A 15,883-nucleotide genomic window follows, 5' to 3' on the forward strand; every position below is an offset into this window, starting at 1 on the left:
GCCTGTCTCATTGTTGATCAGGCTTAAGTTGAGAAAATTGCTTGTCTGGAGCGCGCAGGGAGTAATGGTTGGTGCTGATTAATATCTGTACATGTAATGTATAGATGTACGATTGTTGGCAGCGGGGGATTACTCTTGTTCCCTTCGCGGGTATTAGCCCGATCAGGTTCTGCGGATCCCGAATTAACGGTCTCAGCCTGTGTCCATCGTGATATACGTTGAACGCTAGGCACTCCGACAAGAAAAAAACACCCCAAAGTATAAAGGGGATTGTGAAAACTACAACCCCGTTTTTAGGAGCATGTGTTTATTACTGTGACGCCCATTTAAGAAGAGTATTCGCCAGTGCGGTTAATATAATGAGATTGAAGACGTTATATACCCATCTCACTTCAAGATGCATATTGTTTCTCCCCGCGAAGCGGGGAGAAACAATGAGTTATGTTGTCTTATAATGAGCAACTTGAAAGGTAAAGCGTATAAATCACATAACCCATGATGGAACAGATTATGCAACAAAAACTGACAGGTGGAGAACAAGGCTGGTGGATTGTCAGTCTCGAAAATCGCGTTTGGCTCCCACAAGGGGAGTTACCTTTAGGTACGGCCAGTCAATGGTCCTTACAAGGCCATATGGCAAAACCGATTGGTGAGTGGTTGGGGGAAACGGTCTGGCTGGTGCGTCATAAAATGGCTTCAGATATGTCCTCTCCCCGTTTAATTGCTGATCGGGATGCTAAGTTATTTCAGTTGGTTGGGCGCGGTGTTCAACTGGCTGAATTTTATCGTTCACATCATTATTGTGGTTACTGTGGTCATGAAATGCAGCATAGTCAGCATGAATGGGCCTGTTTGTGCAACCACTGCCATGAACATTACTATCCACAAATTGCGCCCAGCATCATTGTCGGTATTCGCCGTGATGACCATATCTTGTTGGCACAACACCAGCGTCACCGTAATGGGATCCATACCGTGCTGGCCGGGTTTGTTGAAGTGGGGGAAACTCTGGAGGAAGCTGTGCATCGTGAAGTGATGGAAGAGAGCGGAATTAAGATCCGTAACTTGCGTTATGTCGCCTCCCAGCCGTGGCCTTTTCCAAATTCATTGATGGTGGGTTTTCTGGCCGATTATGAGAGCGGTGAAATCAATATTGATCCGGTCGAACTTATTAGTGCAGATTGGCACCGTTATGATCACCTTCCCTTGATTCCTCCCCCTGATACGATTGCCCGCCGTTTAATTGAAGATACAGTTGCGTTATGCCGACATCAATAATCATCACGTTATCGGCGGTTATGCCAGAAGTTCAAATTTAGGCATGTTAAACTGCACCGGTTTTCTCGTGTGTTTGTCGTGCATAAATTAATCAAGGGAGCTTGTCATGAATGAGTTGAAAAACGACCGCTATCTGCGTGCCTTATTGCGTCAGCCTGTCGATATCACACCGGTATGGATGATGCGTCAGGCTGGTCGATATTTACCTGAATATAAAGCTACGCGTCAGGCGGCGGGAGATTTCATCTCGTTATGTAAAAACACCGAACTGGCTTGTGAAGTCACTCTCCAGCCCTTACGTCGCTTTCCGCTGGATGCAGCTATCCTGTTTTCTGATATTTTGACTATTCCTGATGCGATGGGATTAGGGCTGTATTTTGAAACCGGAGAAGGGCCACGTTTTCATTCTCCGATTCAAAATCATGCTGATGTAGAAAAATTGCCTGTGCCTGATCCCGAACTGGAGTTAGGCTATGTTATGGATGCCGTGCGGGCTATTCGTAAGGCATTGGCAGGGCAAGTCCCTTTGATCGGTTTTTCTGGTAGCCCGTGGACATTGGCCACTTATATGGTTGAAGGCGGTAGCAGCAAGGCTTTCACCAAAATTAAGGCCATGATGTATACAGAGCCTGCTACCTTGCATATGTTACTGGATAAATTGGCAAACAGCGTTATTCTATATCTGAATGCGCAAATAAAAGCCGGTGCTCAATCTGTCATGATTTTCGATACTTGGGGTGGGGTTTTGTCCCATCGCGATTATCTGGCGTTTTCCCTGCAATATATGCATAAAATTGTTGATGGTTTGATCCGCGAACATGAAGGACGTCGTGTGCCTGTTACCCTGTTTACCAAAGGGGGAGGGCAGTGGCTTGAAGCGATGGCGGCGACAGGATGTGATGCGCTGGGTTTGGATTGGACAACGAATATGGCTGATGCGCGTCGGCGCGTTGGAGATAAGGTCGCTTTGCAGGGTAATATGGACCCGTCCATGCTATATGCCCCGCCAGCGCGAATTGAAGAAGAAGTTTCGACAATTTTACAGGATTTTGGTGTAGGTAGTGGGCATGTTTTCAATTTGGGGCACGGTATTCATCAGGATGTTCCGCCAGAGCACGCAGGTGCATTTGTCGAAGCTGTACATAGACTTTCAGTAAAATACCACCAATGATTTTATGATTGATACAAAGGCATTACGTCAAGAACAGAGAGAGAAATCACAGCTGGTTATCCGCCATGATGTTTTTTCCGCATCTTTTACGCCAAGGTTCATTGCCGGTGCTGATGTTGGATTTGAAAAAAGCGGTACGGTGACGCGTGCCGCTATTGCGGTATTGCAATATCCCTCACTAGAATTGGTCGAGTACCAAATTGCCAGAATTGATACAGTACTTCCCTATATCCCCGGTTTGCTCTCATTTCGTGAATATCCTGCACTGATAGCTGCATGGCAAAAATTAAGTTTGCGGCCTGATTTGGTCATGGTGGATGGTCAGGGCATTGCCCATCCTCGGCGTTTTGGTATCGCCAGCCATTTTGGTGTCTTAGTGGATGTTCCCACCATTGGGGTGGCAAAAAGCCGTTTGTGTGGTGAGCATATACCGGTAGGTGAGGTTCTGGGTGATCGTCAGCCATTAATAGATCACGGTGAACAGATTGGTGTCGTATTGAGAAGCAAAAAAAGATGCAATCCGCTCTATATTTCTCTTGGACATAAGATCAGTATTGATAGTGCGGTATTCTGGGTTGAGCAGTGTATAAGGGGATATAAACTGCCTGAACCCACCCGTTGGGCGGACGGGATTGCTTCAAATAGGGCGTTTTTTGAGCAAACAATGCAGAAAAATCTATAATTGTGGCGGAAAAGTGTGGATATTCTTGATTTTCAGGTAAACTTCGACGCAAATTAGGCATTATGAGTAACGACCAATGTTAAGAAACCCGATCCACCTGCGGTTGGAGAAACTCGAAAGTTGGCAACATTTGACTTTTATGGCTAGTCTATGTGAGCGGATGTATCCAAATTATCAGGCATTTTGTCTCAGACGGAGTTTGCAGACCCTGTACAATATCGCCGCATTTTGGATCTGGTGTGGGAAAATTAGTTGTTAAAGATGTAAAAGTGAATTTTGATAATCAGCTGGAAAAATTGGAAACCATTATCCCATCAGCAGAAGATTATGATATTTATGGTGTGTATCCAGCGATTGATGCGTGTATTGCATTGAGTGAAGTAATTCATTCTCGTCTGAGTGGCTCAACGTTAGAGTATGCAATAACCGTCAGTGAAACATCCGTCCGTACTGTTGCGATGCTAGAAATGACGCAGGCCGGTAGGGAAATGACTGAGGATGAGTTAAAAGTATTACCTGCCATTGAGGAAGAGTGGGACATTCAATGGGAGATTTACCGTTTGTTGGCAAATTGCGAAGAACGGGACATCGAATTGATTAAAGGATTAAAGGCTGATCTCCGTGAAGCGGGGGTTAGCAATATCGGTATAAATTTGGCGCAATAACTTATAAAACGTGACTTAGTGCTTGATTTGCCGTATTTAAAGGCTTCACATTTGCCCTCACTCTGTTCTACATTGGGGGGCGAAAAGAAGTGGCTATCGGTGCGTGTATGCAGGGGTGCTGTCAAATCGGCATATCCGTCGCACTCGATGCTTTGCAAACGATAAACACACTGTAAGGATAATCTATGAATAAGACTGAATTAGTTGATGCAATTGCAGCAGGTGCAGACCTGACCAAAATCCAGGCTAAAGCTGCTCTGGAATCAACTCTGAATGCAATCACTGAATCTCTGAAAAACGGTGATGCAGTGCAGTTGGTAGGCTTTGGTACTTTCAAAGTTAATCATCGTGCAGAGCGTACTGGTCGTAACCCACAGACTGGTAAAGAAATTAAAATCGCAGCAGCAAACGTACCTGCTTTCTCCGCTGGTAAAGCACTGAAAGACGCAGTTAAGTAATCGAATTGCAAAAAAAAAAAAGAGGGGAAATAAACCCCTTTTGTTGATTCTACAGGGGCTGTTAGCATTAGGGTTCATCTCTTTGCTCAGCGCCTGTTCGATTCAGCCAACAACCCCGCTTTTCAGCGCCAGTGGTTTTGTGACCGATAACGGCGTGATTCGTTTATGGCGTTTAAACGATCAAGACAGTAAGCCTCAGGTTATCATGAGTGTTTACAGCCCCTACCACAATAAAGCTCCCCATAATAAAGATACGATTGTGACTTTCTACGAATATCGTCATGGCAGCTTGTGGCAAATTCGCCGCAATGTGTTTGATAATCCACCCATTGTAGAGACGTTACGTATTTCCCAGGATAATTCTGTCATTTTCAAGCTACGGCAATTACAAAAACGTGATGAACCTTGTCCGACGATGACATGGCTCGTCTGAAAGTTGATGCTAAGCCGATAGAAAAAATTAGTGACGCTTTAATTGCCGATAAGGTTAAGTTGCTGCAAGGGCATTGGCAGAATGGACGAGTGACCACCTGCTTAGGAAAACAATTATTCATTGAATTTGGGCCTCATGCGCAAAAATGGCTCGAAGAAAGGCAAAGCAATAGCTCCGGTTTACTGACTATTGCATGGTTGGATTCGCCTGAAGGTAAAAAGCTATTGTTGGTCGCCAATGATGATTTTTGTCGTTGGGAACCGACGAAAGATAAGCTGTAATTCTGTTATTTTCGTCGGTTGAGGTTGAGCTATTTCAAACGGGCAATGGCTCGGTAGCCAATATCTTTACGATAAAAACACCCTTCCCAATCGATTTGTCCGGCTCTCAGATAGGCTTTTTTCTGGGCCTCTGCGATATCGCAACCTAAGGCAGTAACACATAAGACACGCCCGCCCGCGGTGATAATATTTTCATCTTTAAGGGCTGTCCCTGCGTGGAAGACTTTTTCATTGGTGTCAGATTCATCGGCATCAGACTTCTCTAACCCACTGATAATGTCACCTTTGGTATAACTGGCCGGATAACCGCCAGCCGCCAGTACAACGCCCAAAGCAGGACGAGCGTCCCATTCAGAGGTTTTTTCACCTAACTGACCTTTAGCTCCGGCAAGACACAGTTCGACCAAATCAGAACGTAGACGCATCATGATAGGTTGGGTTTCGGGATCACCAAATCGACAGTTAAATTCGATCACTTTCGGTTCACCTTGGTTATCAATCATCAATCCCGCATACAGAAATCCAACGTAGGTATGGCCTTCAGCCGCCATTCCTTCCACTGTGGGGTAAATGATTTTTTCCATCACTCGCTGGTGGATCTCATCTGTGACTACCGGAGCGGGGGAGTAAGCCCCCATTCCGCCGGTATTTGGCCCTGTATCACCGTCACCTACGCGCTTGTGATCTTGACTGGTTGCCATCGGAACCACGTTTTTGCCATCCACCATAACAATAAAACTGGCTTCTTCTCCTGCCAGAAATTCTTCAATGACAATACGATGCCCGGCATCACCAAATGCATTGCCTGCCAGCATATCTTTGATCGCGTTTTGTGCTTCTTCCAGAGTTGTAGCAACGACTACGCCTTTACCGGCAGCTAAACCATCGGCTTTGATAACGATTGGCGCGCCTACCTTTTCCAGATAAGCCAGTGCGGGTTCAATTTCTGTGAAATTTTGGTAGGCCGCTGTAGGTATATGATGGCGGGCAAGAAAATCTTTAGTAAAGGCTTTGGAACCTTCCAATTGCGCAGCCGCTTTTGTTGGGCCGAAAATAGTCAGCCCTGCCTGTTGGAAAGCATCAACTACACCGATAACCAGTGGCGCTTCAGGCCCCACAATGGTTAGGCCAATATCATTATCTTGGGCAAATGCCAGTAACCCTTCAATATCTGTCGCGGCAATGTCCACATTTTCTAAATTAGCTTCCAACGCAGTACCTGCGTTACCTGGTGCGACATATACCTTGTTTGCCAGAGGCGATTGTGCTGCTTTCCAGGCTAATGCATGTTCTCTTCCGCCACTGCCAATAACTAATATGTTCATCTAGATCTCCTATTAATAAGACATAAGTTGTTAATGGCGAAAATGGCGCATGCCAGTGAAAATCATGGCGATGCCGTGTTCATTGGCAGCGGCAATCACCCCATCATCACGAATGGAGCCACCAGGTTGGATAATACAGCTCACACCTACAGCGGCTGCGGCATCAATACCATCACGGAATGGAAAAAATGCATCTGAAGCCATGGCACAGCCCTGAACTTCCAATCCTTCATCTGCTGCCTTAATGCCGGCGATTTTGGCAGAGTAAACACGGCTCATTTGTCCGGCTCCAATACCAACGGTCATATTATCCTTGGCATAAACAATCGCATTGGATTTGACGAACTTAGCAACTTTCCAGCAAAACAGAGCATCCTGCATTTCTTGTTCCGTTGGCTGACGTTGGGAGACAACAACCAGATCATCGTTTGTCACCATACCTAAATCGCGATCTTGGATCAGCAAACCGCCGTTGACACGTTTGAAATCCAAGCCGGCAACCGGAGAATGCCATTCACCACACGCCAAAACGCGGACATTTTGTTTTGTTGCCAGAATTGGCAGTGCTGCTTCACTAACAGAAGGCGCAATGATGACCTCAACAAATTGACGTTCAATAATGGCCTGAGCGGTGTTGATATCGAGTTCACGGTTGAAGGCTATAATGCCACCGAATGCGGAAGTAGGATCGGTTTTAAAGGCACGATCGTAGGCGGTATGGATATCAGAACCAATCGCAACGCCACAAGGATTGGCATGTTTGACAATGACACAAGCTGGTTCGGAAAAGCTTTTTACACATTCCAGTGCGGCATCGGTATCTGCGATATTGTTATAAGAAAGTGCCTTACCTTGTAACTGGGTTGCCGTAGCAATTGAAGCTTCTGCGATTTGGTCTTCTATATAGAAAGCGGCATCTTGGTGGCTGTTTTCACCATAACGCATATCCTGCTTTTTAATGAAGTTGAGATTCAGCGTGCGAGGGAAGCGTCCTGATGGCTGATCAGTTTCGCCATAATATGGAGGAACCAACTTGCCAAAATAATTGGCAATCATGCTGTCATAAGCGGCGGTATGTTCAAACGCCTTGATGGCTAGATTAAAGCGAGTGGAGTGTGTCAGTGAATTTTGATTGTTGTCCATCTCCTCAATAATTTTGTCGTAATCCTGGCTATTGACAACAATCGCCACATCTTTGTGGTTTTTAGCCGCGGAGCGAACCATTGTTGGGCCGCCAATATCAATATTCTCTACTGCGTCTTCCAGAGAGCAATCGGGTTTCGCTACGGTTTGGGCAAAGGGATAAAGGTTAACAACCACCATATCAATCTGTGAAATCTGGTGTTGTCCCATCACTTCATCATCTAATCCACGCCGACCCAAAATGCCGCCATGAATTTTAGGATGGAGTGTTTTGACACGCCCATCCATCATTTCGGGAAAGCCTGTATAGTCAGAAACCTCGGTGACATTCAATCCTGCTTCGGCCAGCAGACGAGCAGTGCCTCCCGTTGAAAGCAGTTCGACACTGCGATTGGATAAGGCTTTGGCAAATTCAACAACCCCCGCTTTGTCAGAAACACTTAGCAGGGCACGGCGGATTGGACGAAGCTGTTGCATTGGTGTGATCCCTTGAATTTCATAAAACAAGAATGTGCTATTGGGGAAAATCCACTGATTGAGAGAAAAAAATGGTTTCTGCAATAACATTTCAAAACAATCTGAAAAAACACTTGGTGATTTTTCCTTCGCAGATTGTAACGAAAACGTTTGCGTGATGCTCGATAAATTTTATCAAAATATCACTTTGTGGATAAATCTGTGCATATGTAGGTATAAAGCAGTGTTTTGCTGTGTAATTCATCAAACGATAATTATTTCAAAAAAAACTATTGCCAGCGCCGAAAAACCCCCTATAATGCGCCACCACTGACCGACGCTGCGCTGAAACAAGCCGCGAAGGCCGGTGAGAGAAAAGTGAAAATAATCGCTTGACTCTCAAGGCGAAAAGCGTAAGATACGCAGCCTCGCAACCCGGAAGACGCTTCCGGTTGCCAACGCTCTTTAACAAGTTAATCAGACAATCTGTGTGGGCACTCGCAAGAGACTATCGAATTGCCGCAAGGCAAAAAAGATTCAAGTCTTAAAGAGTGACTAAGCAGTTAATTCATTATGAACTAACAGTGAAATTCTTTGAGCATCAAACTTTTAATTGAAGAGTTTGATCATGGCTCAGATTGAACGCTGGCGGCAGGCCTAACACATGCAAGTCGAGCGGCAGCGGGGGAAAGCGTGCTTTCCTGCCGGCGAGCGGCGGACGGGTGAGTAATGTCTGGGGATCTGCCCGAGGGCGGGGGATAACCACTGGAAACGGTGGCTAATACCGCATAATCTCTAAGGAGCAAAGTGGGGGACCTTCGGGCCTCACGCCTTCGGATGAACCCAGATGGGATTAGCTAGTAGGTGGGGTAATGGCCCACCTAGGCGACGATCCCTAGCTGGTCTGAGAGGATGACCAGCCACACTGGGACTGAGACACGGCCCAGACTCCTACGGGAGGCAGCAGTGGGGAATATTGCACAATGGGCGCAAGCCTGATGCAGCCATGCCGCGTGTATGAAGAAGGCCTTCGGGTTGTAAAGTACTTTCAGTGGGGAGGAAGGCACAAGGTCGAATACACCTTGTGATTGACGTTACCCACAGAAGAAGCACCGGCTAACTCCGTGCCAGCAGCCGCGGTAATACGGAGGGTGCAAGCGTTAATCGGAATTACTGGGCGTAAAGCGCACGCAGGCGGCCAATTAAGTTAGATGTGAAATCCCCGGGCTTAACCTGGGAATGGCATCTAAGACTGGTTGGCTAGAGTCTCGTAGAGGGGGGTAGAATTCCACGTGTAGCGGTGAAATGCGTAGAGATGTGGAGGAATACCGGTGGCGAAGGCGGCCCCCTGGACGAAGACTGACGCTCAGGTGCGAAAGCGTGGGGAGCAAACAGGATTAGATACCCTGGTAGTCCACGCTGTAAACGATGTCGATTTGGAGGTTGTGGCCTTGAGCTGTGGCTTCCGGAGCTAACGCGTTAAATCGACCGCCTGGGGAGTACGGTCGCAAGATTAAAACTCAAATGAATTGACGGGGGCCCGCACAAGCGGTGGAGCATGTGGTTTAATTCGATGCAACGCGAAGAACCTTACCTACTCTTGACATCCACGGAATTCTGCAGAGATGCGGAAGTGCCTTCGGGCACCGTGAGACAGGTGCTGCATGGCTGTCGTCAGCTCGTGTTGTGAAATGTTGGGTTAAGTCCCGCAACGAGCGCAACCCTTATCCTTTGTTGCCAGCACTTCGGGTGGGAACTCAAGGGAGACTGCCGGTGATAAACCGGAGGAAGGTGGGGATGACGTCAAGTCATCATGGCCCTTACGAGTAGGGCTACACACGTGCTACAATGGCAGATACAAAGAGAAGCGACCTCGCGAGAGCAAGCGGACCTCATAAAGTCTGTCGTAGTCCGGATTGGAGTCTGCAACTCGACTCCATGAAGTCGGAATCGCTAGTAATCGCAGATCAGCATGCTGCGGTGAATACGTTCCCGGGCCTTGTACACACCGCCCGTCACACCATGGGAGTGGGTTGCAAAAGAAGCAGGTAGCTTAACCTTTTGGAGGGCGCTTGCCACTTTGTGATTCATGACTGGGGTGAAGTCGTAACAAGGTAACCGTAGGGGAACCTGCGGTTGGATCACCTCCTTACCAAACGATAGTGATTGTGCAGTGCCCACACAGATTGTCTGATAAAAGAAAGACGGAGAGCAAGGCTTGTAGTCTGCGAAGCGACCCCTGATAAGGGTCCCCTTCGTCTAGAGGCCTAGGACACCGCCCTTTCACGGCGGTAACAGGGGTTCGAATCCCCTGGGGACGCCTGCCTTGCGCAGGAGGTCAGCGGGTGAATCCCGCTTGCTCCACCGATCTTGACTTTAATGATTTCAGAACGCATCAAACGCGGTGTGTTGTGAAATCATTGCTCTTTAACAATCTGGAACAAGCTGAAAATTTGAAACCGTCAATGTTATGGAATGATAACATTGGTGAAACTCTCAACACTCCGACCGGAAGACTTCTTCGGGTTGTGAGGTTAAGCGACTAAGCGTACACGGTGGATGCCTAGGCAGTCAGAGGCGATGAAGGACGTGCTAATCTGCGAAAAGCGCCGGTGAGCTGATATGAAGCGCTATCAGCCGGCGATGTCCGAATGGGGAAACCCGGTGCAATCCGTTGCACCATCATTAACTGAATCCATAGGTTAATGAGGCGAACCGGGGGAACTGAAACATCTCAGTACCCCGAGGAAAAGAAATCAACCGAGATTCCCCCAGTAGCGGCGAGCGAACGGGGAGGAGCCCAGAACCAGCATCAGTGTGTGTGTCAGTGGAAGCGCCTGGAAAGGCGCACAGTAAAGGGTGATAGTCCCGTACACGAAGAGACACAGGCTGTGAGTTCGATGAGTAGGGCGGGACACGTGTTATCCTGTCTGAATATGGGGGGACCATCCTCCAAGGCTAAATACTCCTGACTGACCGATAGTGAACCAGTACCGTGAGGGAAAGGCGAAAAGAACCCCGGCGAGGGGAGTGAAAAAGAACCTGAAACCGTGTACGTACAAGCAGTGGGAGCCTTGATTTATCAGGGTGACTGCGTACCTTTTGTATAATGGGTCAGCGACTTATATTCTGTAGCAAGGTTAACCGCATAGGGGAGCCGCAGGGAAACCGAGTCTTAACTGGGCGTTAAGTTGCAGGGTATAGACCCGAAACCCGGTGATTAGCCATGGGCAGGTTGAAGGTTGGGTAACACTAACTGGAGGACCGAACCGACTAATGTTGAAAAATTAGCGGATGACTTGTGGCTGGGGGTGAAAGGCCAATCAAACCGGGAGATAGCTGGTTCTCCCCGAAAGCTATTTAGGTAGCGCCTCGTGAACTCATCTTCGGGGGTAGAGCACTGTTTCGGCTAGGGGGTCATCCCGACTTACCAACCCGATGCAAACTGCGAATACCGAAGAATGTTATCACGGGAGACACACGGCGGGTGCTAACGTCCGTCGTGAAGAGGGAAACAACCCAGACCGCCAGCTAAGGTCCCCAAGTCATGGTTAAGTGGGAAACGAAGTGGGAAGGCTCAGACAGCCAGGATGTTGGCTTAGAAGCAGCCATCATTTAAAGAAAGCGTAATAGCTCACTGGTCGAGTCGGCCTGCGCGGAAGATGTAACGGGGCTAAACCATGCACCGAAGCTGCGGCAGCGACATGTAAGTGTTGTTGGGTAGGGGAGCGTTCTGTAAGCCGTTGAAGGTCCACTGTGAGGTGGGCTGGAGGTATCAGAAGTGCGAATGCTGACATAAGTAACGATAAAGCGGGTGAAAAACCCGCTCGCCGGAAGACCAAGGGTTCCTGTCCAACGTTAATCGGGGCAGGGTGAGTCGACCCCTAAGGCGAGGCTGAAAAGCGTAGTCGATGGGAAACAGGTTAATATTCCTGTACGGGCCCGAATTGCGATGGGGGGACGGAGAAGGCTAGGCAAGCCGGGCGACGGTCGTCCCGGTTTAAGTGTGTAGGTGGGCTAACTTGGCAAATCCGGTGAGCCACAACACTGAGGCACGATGACGAGGCACCACGGTGCTGAAGTTGCTGATGCCCCGCTTCCAGGAAAAGCCCCTAAGCTCCAGATTCGGGTCCATCGTACCCCAAACCGACACAGGTGGTCAGGTAGAGAATACTCAGGCGCTTGAGAGAACTCGGGTGAAGGAACTAGGCAAAATGGTGCCGTAACTTCGGGAGAAGGCACGCTGGCGTTAGGTGAAGGAACGTGCGTCCGGAGCCGAGGCCAGTCGCAGATACCAGCTGGCTGCAACTGTTTAATAAAAACACAGCACTGTGCAAACACGAAAGTGGACGTATACGGTGTGACGCCTGCCCGGTGCTGGAAGGTTAATTGATGGGGTTATCGCCTCGGCGAGAAGCTCTTGATCGAAGCCCCAGTAAACGGCGGCCGTAACTATAACGGTCCTAAGGTAGCGAAATTCCTTGTCGGGTAAGTTCCGACCTGCACGAATGGCGTAATGATGGCCAGGCTGTCTCCACCCGAGACTCAGTGAAATTGAACTCGCTGTGAAGATGCAGTGTACCCGCGGCAAGACGGAAAGACCCCGTGAACCTTTACTATAGCTTGACACTGAACATGGAGCCTTGATGTGTAGGATAGGTGGGAGGCTTGGAAGTGTGGACGCCAGTCTGCATGGAGCCATCCTTGAAATACCACCCTTGAATGTTTGATGTTCTAACGCCGGCCCGTTATCCGGGTTGCGGACAGTGTCTGGTGGGTAGTTTGACTGGGGCGGTCTCCTCCCAAAGTGTAACGGAGGAGCACGAAGGTTAGCTAATCACGGTCGGACATCGTGAGGTTAGTGCAAAGGCATAAGCTAGCTTGACTGCGAGAGTGACGGCTCGAGCAGGTACGAAAGTAGGTCTTAGTGATCCGGTGGTTCTGCATGGAAGGGCCATCGCTCAACGGATAAAAGGTACTCCGGGGATAACAGGCTGATACCGCCCAAGAGTTCATATCGACGGCGGTGTTTGGCACCTCGATGTCGGCTCATCACATCCTGGGGCTGAAGTAGGTCCCAAGGGTATGGCTGTTCGCCATTTAAAGTGGTACGCGAGCTGGGTTTAGAACGTCGTGAGACAGTTCGGTCCCTATCTGCCGTGGGCGTTGGAAGATTGCAAGGGGCTGCTCCTAGTACGAGAGGACCGGAGTGGACGCACCACTGGTGTTCGGGTTGTCATGCCAATGGCACTGCCCGGTAGCTAAGTGCGGAAGAGATAACCGCTGAAAGCATCTAAGCGGGAAACTTGCCTTAAGATGAGTCTTCCCTTACCCCTGGAGGGTACTGAAGGAACGTTCGAGACGAGGACGTGGATAGGCCGGGTGTGTAAGCGTTGCGAGACGTTGAGCTAACCGGTACTAATGAACCGTGCGGCTTAACCTGACAACACCGAAGGGGTTTTCGGGAGTGGAAAGAGAGACGGGTTTCAGCGTAGAAAAGCAGCTTGTTCGGGATTGAAAACAGGATTTGTCTGGCGGCAATAGCGCGGTGGTCCCACCTGACCCCATGCCGAACTCAGCAGTGAAACGCCGTAGCGCCGATGGTAGTGTGGGGTCTCCCCATGTGAGAGTAGGGCACTGCCAGACATCAATTAGCCAGAGAAGCCATCCGTCACCGGATGGCTTTTTTGCGTTTAATTTTCTTAGCATATTTGGTTATTTTTACGTGTATAAGCGGCCAATATCGCCCTTTCTGATAATTCCAGATAATCTTTCATTGCCTTGGCTGCTTGATCATTTTTCCCTGAATTGAGTAATTCCAGAATATGTGCATTTTTATCGATATAAGGTGCATACAAAAGCTCAGGATCATTCAAAATACCAAAAGCCAGACGCAATTCTGCGGAAATATTGTGATAGAAAGCGATCACCCTATCACTATCAGTTAATTCTACGATTGCGGCATGAAAGTGCATATTTTCTGTTCCGGCACTAATCCAATCTTGTTGCTCGCGACATTGTTGAGCGGCTTCAACAGCTTGTTTCATTTTGGCAACACTGGGATGCATTGGATAAGCCTGAGCAAGCGCCTGACATTCAATTAACTGCCGTACTCGATAGATATCAATAATAGATGCGATATCGGGCGTTGCAACAAACACGCCACGATTAGGTTCATGTTTCAGCAGCCCTTCTTGCGTGAGAAGGCGGAACACTTCACGTAATGTATTTCGTGAAATTTCAAGCTGTTCACTCAACGCAGCTTCCGATAGTCGTTGTCCAGGTAATAACTCCCCAACAACCAGTTTATTTCTGATGGTTTCAGCGATTCTTTTGCTCAAAATTTGGGGAGAATGGTTTTTTTTCATAGTTATCCGTTAGATTTAATGGCTGATAACAAACACCTTCAAAGCATATACGAAAGCAGATCTTCACATATTCCCCGATAACCAGCAAGTTACAACCACTGAGCCAATATAGGGCAATGTTGTTGTATTTATTGCACCTAAATTGTGCATTTTGACGATAAATCCAATGAGGAATGTTAATAAAGTGATCTCCATTGGATTTTGAAGATCGATAATACAATTTTATTTGCTTATTTACTCAGCAGATCTTATTTATTGTTCAACAATGTATTAACTTTTATCAAACAATTCTCTTCTTTAGTTCCACAATGGTACAGATGTTGCTTAGAAAACAATAAATGCAATAACGATGGCTGGGGGGAAATAGACTATGGCGACGCAGGAAATAGTGAAAAAAGACACAGCAAATTTTGTATTAAATCGACGTTCGTCTTTAATTGCTGCGGTTTTTTTGATGGCAACATCAGCGATTGGACCAGGATTTATCACTCAAACGGCCACATTTACTGCGACGATGGGGGCCGCTTTTGCCTTTGGTATTTTAGCCTCTATATTGATCGATTTTGTGGTACAACAAAATATTTGGCGAATTGTTACATTAACCAGAATGCAATCAGCGGATATTGCCAATGCAGCTGTTCCAGGAAGTGGCTATTTATTGGCTATGTTAGTGATTTTGGGCGGATTAGTATTTAACGTCGGTAATATTGCGGGAGCGGGATTAGGGCTTAATGCTTTGATAGGGTTGGAGCCGAAGTGGGGCGGATTACTCAGTGCGTTGATGGCTATTGGCATTTTTACTTCTCGTAAAGCTGGTGTCGCTATTGATCGTATTATAGTGATATTGGGTCTAATAATGATAGGAATGACATTGTTTGTTGCGATAGTTTCTAATCCACCAGTGGGAGAAGCCTTATGCCAAACAGTACTACCTGATGAAATCAATTTTGCGACAATAACAACCATCGTTGGTGGAACTGTTGGTGGTTACATTTGTTATGCTGGCGCCCATCGTTTATTGGATAAAGGGGCGGTTGGCGTTGAAAACATCAAAGTTGTTTCCAGTGCAGCAACGAAAGGGATCTTGGTTGTTGGTCTGATGCGATACCTGTTATTCCTTGCCATTTTGGGTGTAGTAGCCAGTGGTGTGACACTTGATGTTGCCAGTAAAACAGCAAATCCTGCCTCACAAGCTTTTCAAATAGCTGTTGGTGAATCCGGATTGCGCATCTTTGGCTTAATTGTCTGGGCTGCGGCAATTACTAGCATTATTGGTGCTGCTTATACTTCTATTTCTTTTTGCAGTGTCTTTCGAAAACAATTTACTGAGCGCCAGCGCAATATTGCGACTTTGTTATTTATAGCCATATCGTTAGCTATTTATTTATTCATGGGAACTCCGCCAGTCGCTTTGCTGGTTTTCGCCGGTGGTTTCAATGGGCTTATTCTTCCTCTTGGTTTAACTATCTTTGTTTACGTTGGCTGGAAACGTGCTGATTTGATGGCTGGGTATGTCTACCCTCGTTGGTTGCTGTGGTCTGGTGCGATGACTTGTGTGTTGACATGGTATATGGGTGCCATGTCCGTCGGTTCAATCTTTGAGTTTTTGAAATCAGCTTAGGG

8 protein-coding genes, 1 tRNA gene, 3 rRNA genes, 2 pseudogenes and 1 riboswitch are annotated in these 15,883 nt (G+C 47.6%); of the genes and pseudogenes, 11 read left to right on the forward strand and 3 right to left on the reverse strand.

Annotated features, from left to right (window positions below):
• Positions 1-122: 122 nt before the first annotated feature.
• Positions 123-247: riboswitch (TPP riboswitch) on the reverse strand.
• A gap of 263 nt (positions 248-510) precedes the next feature.
• The 6 genes and pseudogenes from nudC (at position 511) to AAC853_RS06255 (ending at position 4,968) form a co-directional block, all read left to right on the forward strand.
• Positions 511-1,278 (forward strand): NAD(+) diphosphatase, encoded by a 768-nt coding sequence (gene nudC, locus AAC853_RS06230; protein ID WP_273570665.1) that lies wholly within the window; start codon positions 511-513, stop codon positions 1,276-1,278.
• A 106-nt stretch (positions 1,279-1,384) separates the two neighbouring features.
• On the forward strand, positions 1,385-2,449 hold the full coding sequence (hemE, locus tag AAC853_RS06235) for a uroporphyrinogen decarboxylase (protein WP_189759096.1): 1,065 nt from the start codon (positions 1,385-1,387) through the stop codon (positions 2,447-2,449).
• A gap of 4 nt (positions 2,450-2,453) precedes the next feature.
• Complete coding sequence (gene nfi, locus AAC853_RS06240; RefSeq protein WP_273570668.1) at positions 2,454-3,131, forward strand: deoxyribonuclease V; 678 nt, start codon at positions 2,454-2,456, stop codon at positions 3,129-3,131.
• A 76-nt stretch (positions 3,132-3,207) separates the two neighbouring features.
• A pseudogene (locus AAC853_RS06245) lies at positions 3,208-3,796 on the forward strand (YjaG family protein).
• Positions 3,797-3,981: 185 nt separating this feature from the next.
• The gene (gene hupA, locus AAC853_RS06250; RefSeq protein WP_047771029.1) at positions 3,982-4,254 is read left to right on the forward strand and encodes a nucleoid-associated protein HU-alpha; all 273 of its coding nucleotides are present in this window, start codon (positions 3,982-3,984) and stop codon (positions 4,252-4,254) included.
• Between the two features lie 154 nt (positions 4,255-4,408).
• Positions 4,409-4,968, forward strand: a pseudogene (locus AAC853_RS06255) (DUF1481 domain-containing protein).
• A 29-nt stretch (positions 4,969-4,997) separates the two neighbouring features.
• Here AAC853_RS06255 and purD read toward each other — a convergent pair.
• On the reverse strand, positions 4,998-6,293 hold the full coding sequence (purD, locus tag AAC853_RS06260; RefSeq protein ID WP_338804317.1) for a phosphoribosylamine--glycine ligase: 1,296 nt from the start codon (positions 6,291-6,293) through the stop codon (positions 4,998-5,000).
• A gap of 30 nt (positions 6,294-6,323) precedes the next feature.
• A complete protein-coding gene (purH, locus tag AAC853_RS06265; protein WP_340613983.1) occupies positions 6,324-7,913 on the reverse strand; it encodes a bifunctional phosphoribosylaminoimidazolecarboxamide formyltransferase/IMP cyclohydrolase in 1,590 nt (529 codons plus the stop codon).
• A gap of 589 nt (positions 7,914-8,502) precedes the next feature.
• Between purH and AAC853_RS06270 the strand changes: the two genes are divergently transcribed.
• The 4 genes from AAC853_RS06270 (at position 8,503) to rrf (ending at position 13,538) form a co-directional block, all read left to right on the forward strand.
• Positions 8,503-10,044: ribosomal RNA gene (locus AAC853_RS06270) — 16S ribosomal RNA — on the forward strand.
• Between the two features lie 96 nt (positions 10,045-10,140).
• Positions 10,141-10,212, forward strand: a tRNA-Glu gene (locus AAC853_RS06275).
• 212 nt (positions 10,213-10,424) lie between these two features.
• A 23S ribosomal RNA gene (locus AAC853_RS06280) occupies positions 10,425-13,335 on the forward strand.
• 87 nt (positions 13,336-13,422) lie between these two features.
• Positions 13,423-13,538, forward strand: a 5S ribosomal RNA gene (gene rrf, locus AAC853_RS06285).
• Together the 16S, 23S and 5S rRNA genes with 1 tRNA gene alongside form the textbook arrangement of a ribosomal RNA operon.
• Positions 13,539-13,594: 56 nt before the next feature.
• On the opposite strand, the gene AAC853_RS06290 is transcribed toward rrf, so the two are convergent.
• Positions 13,595-14,260: a GntR family transcriptional regulator gene (locus tag AAC853_RS06290; protein WP_340613984.1), complete on the reverse strand. Its 666-nt coding sequence runs from the start codon at positions 14,258-14,260 to the stop codon at positions 13,595-13,597.
• Positions 14,261-14,630: 370 nt separating this feature from the next.
• On the opposite strand from AAC853_RS06290, the gene AAC853_RS06295 reads away from it, so the two are divergent.
• On the forward strand, positions 14,631-15,881 hold the full coding sequence (locus tag AAC853_RS06295) for an NRAMP family divalent metal transporter (protein WP_340613985.1): 1,251 nt from the start codon (positions 14,631-14,633) through the stop codon (positions 15,879-15,881).
• Positions 15,882-15,883: the final 2 nt, after the last annotated feature.

The organism is Xenorhabdus thailandensis, assembly GCF_037996785.1.
GTDB classification, from domain to species: Bacteria; Pseudomonadota; Gammaproteobacteria; order Enterobacterales; family Enterobacteriaceae; genus Xenorhabdus; species Xenorhabdus griffiniae.

Excerpts from the sequence above, each read along its gene's own strand:
- AAC853_RS06290 (WP_340613984.1), bottom strand. The coding sequence starts at position 14,260 with ATGAAAAAAAACCATTCTCCCCAAATTTTGAGCAAAAGAATCGCTGAA.
- nfi (WP_273570668.1), top strand. The coding sequence starts at position 2,454 with ATGATTGATACAAAGGCATTACGTCAAGAACAGAGAGAGAAATCACAG.
- purH (WP_340613983.1), bottom strand. The coding sequence starts at position 7,913 with ATGCAACAGCTTCGTCCAATCCGCCGTGCCCTGCTAAGTGTTTCTGAC.
- hemE (WP_189759096.1), top strand. The coding sequence starts at position 1,385 with ATGAATGAGTTGAAAAACGACCGCTATCTGCGTGCCTTATTGCGTCAG.
- hupA (WP_047771029.1), top strand. The coding sequence starts at position 3,982 with ATGAATAAGACTGAATTAGTTGATGCAATTGCAGCAGGTGCAGACCTG.
- nudC (WP_273570665.1), top strand. The coding sequence starts at position 511 with ATGCAACAAAAACTGACAGGTGGAGAACAAGGCTGGTGGATTGTCAGT.
- AAC853_RS06295 (WP_340613985.1), top strand. The coding sequence starts at position 14,631 with ATGGCGACGCAGGAAATAGTGAAAAAAGACACAGCAAATTTTGTATTA.
- purD (WP_338804317.1), bottom strand. The coding sequence starts at position 6,293 with ATGAACATATTAGTTATTGGCAGTGGCGGAAGAGAACATGCATTAGCC.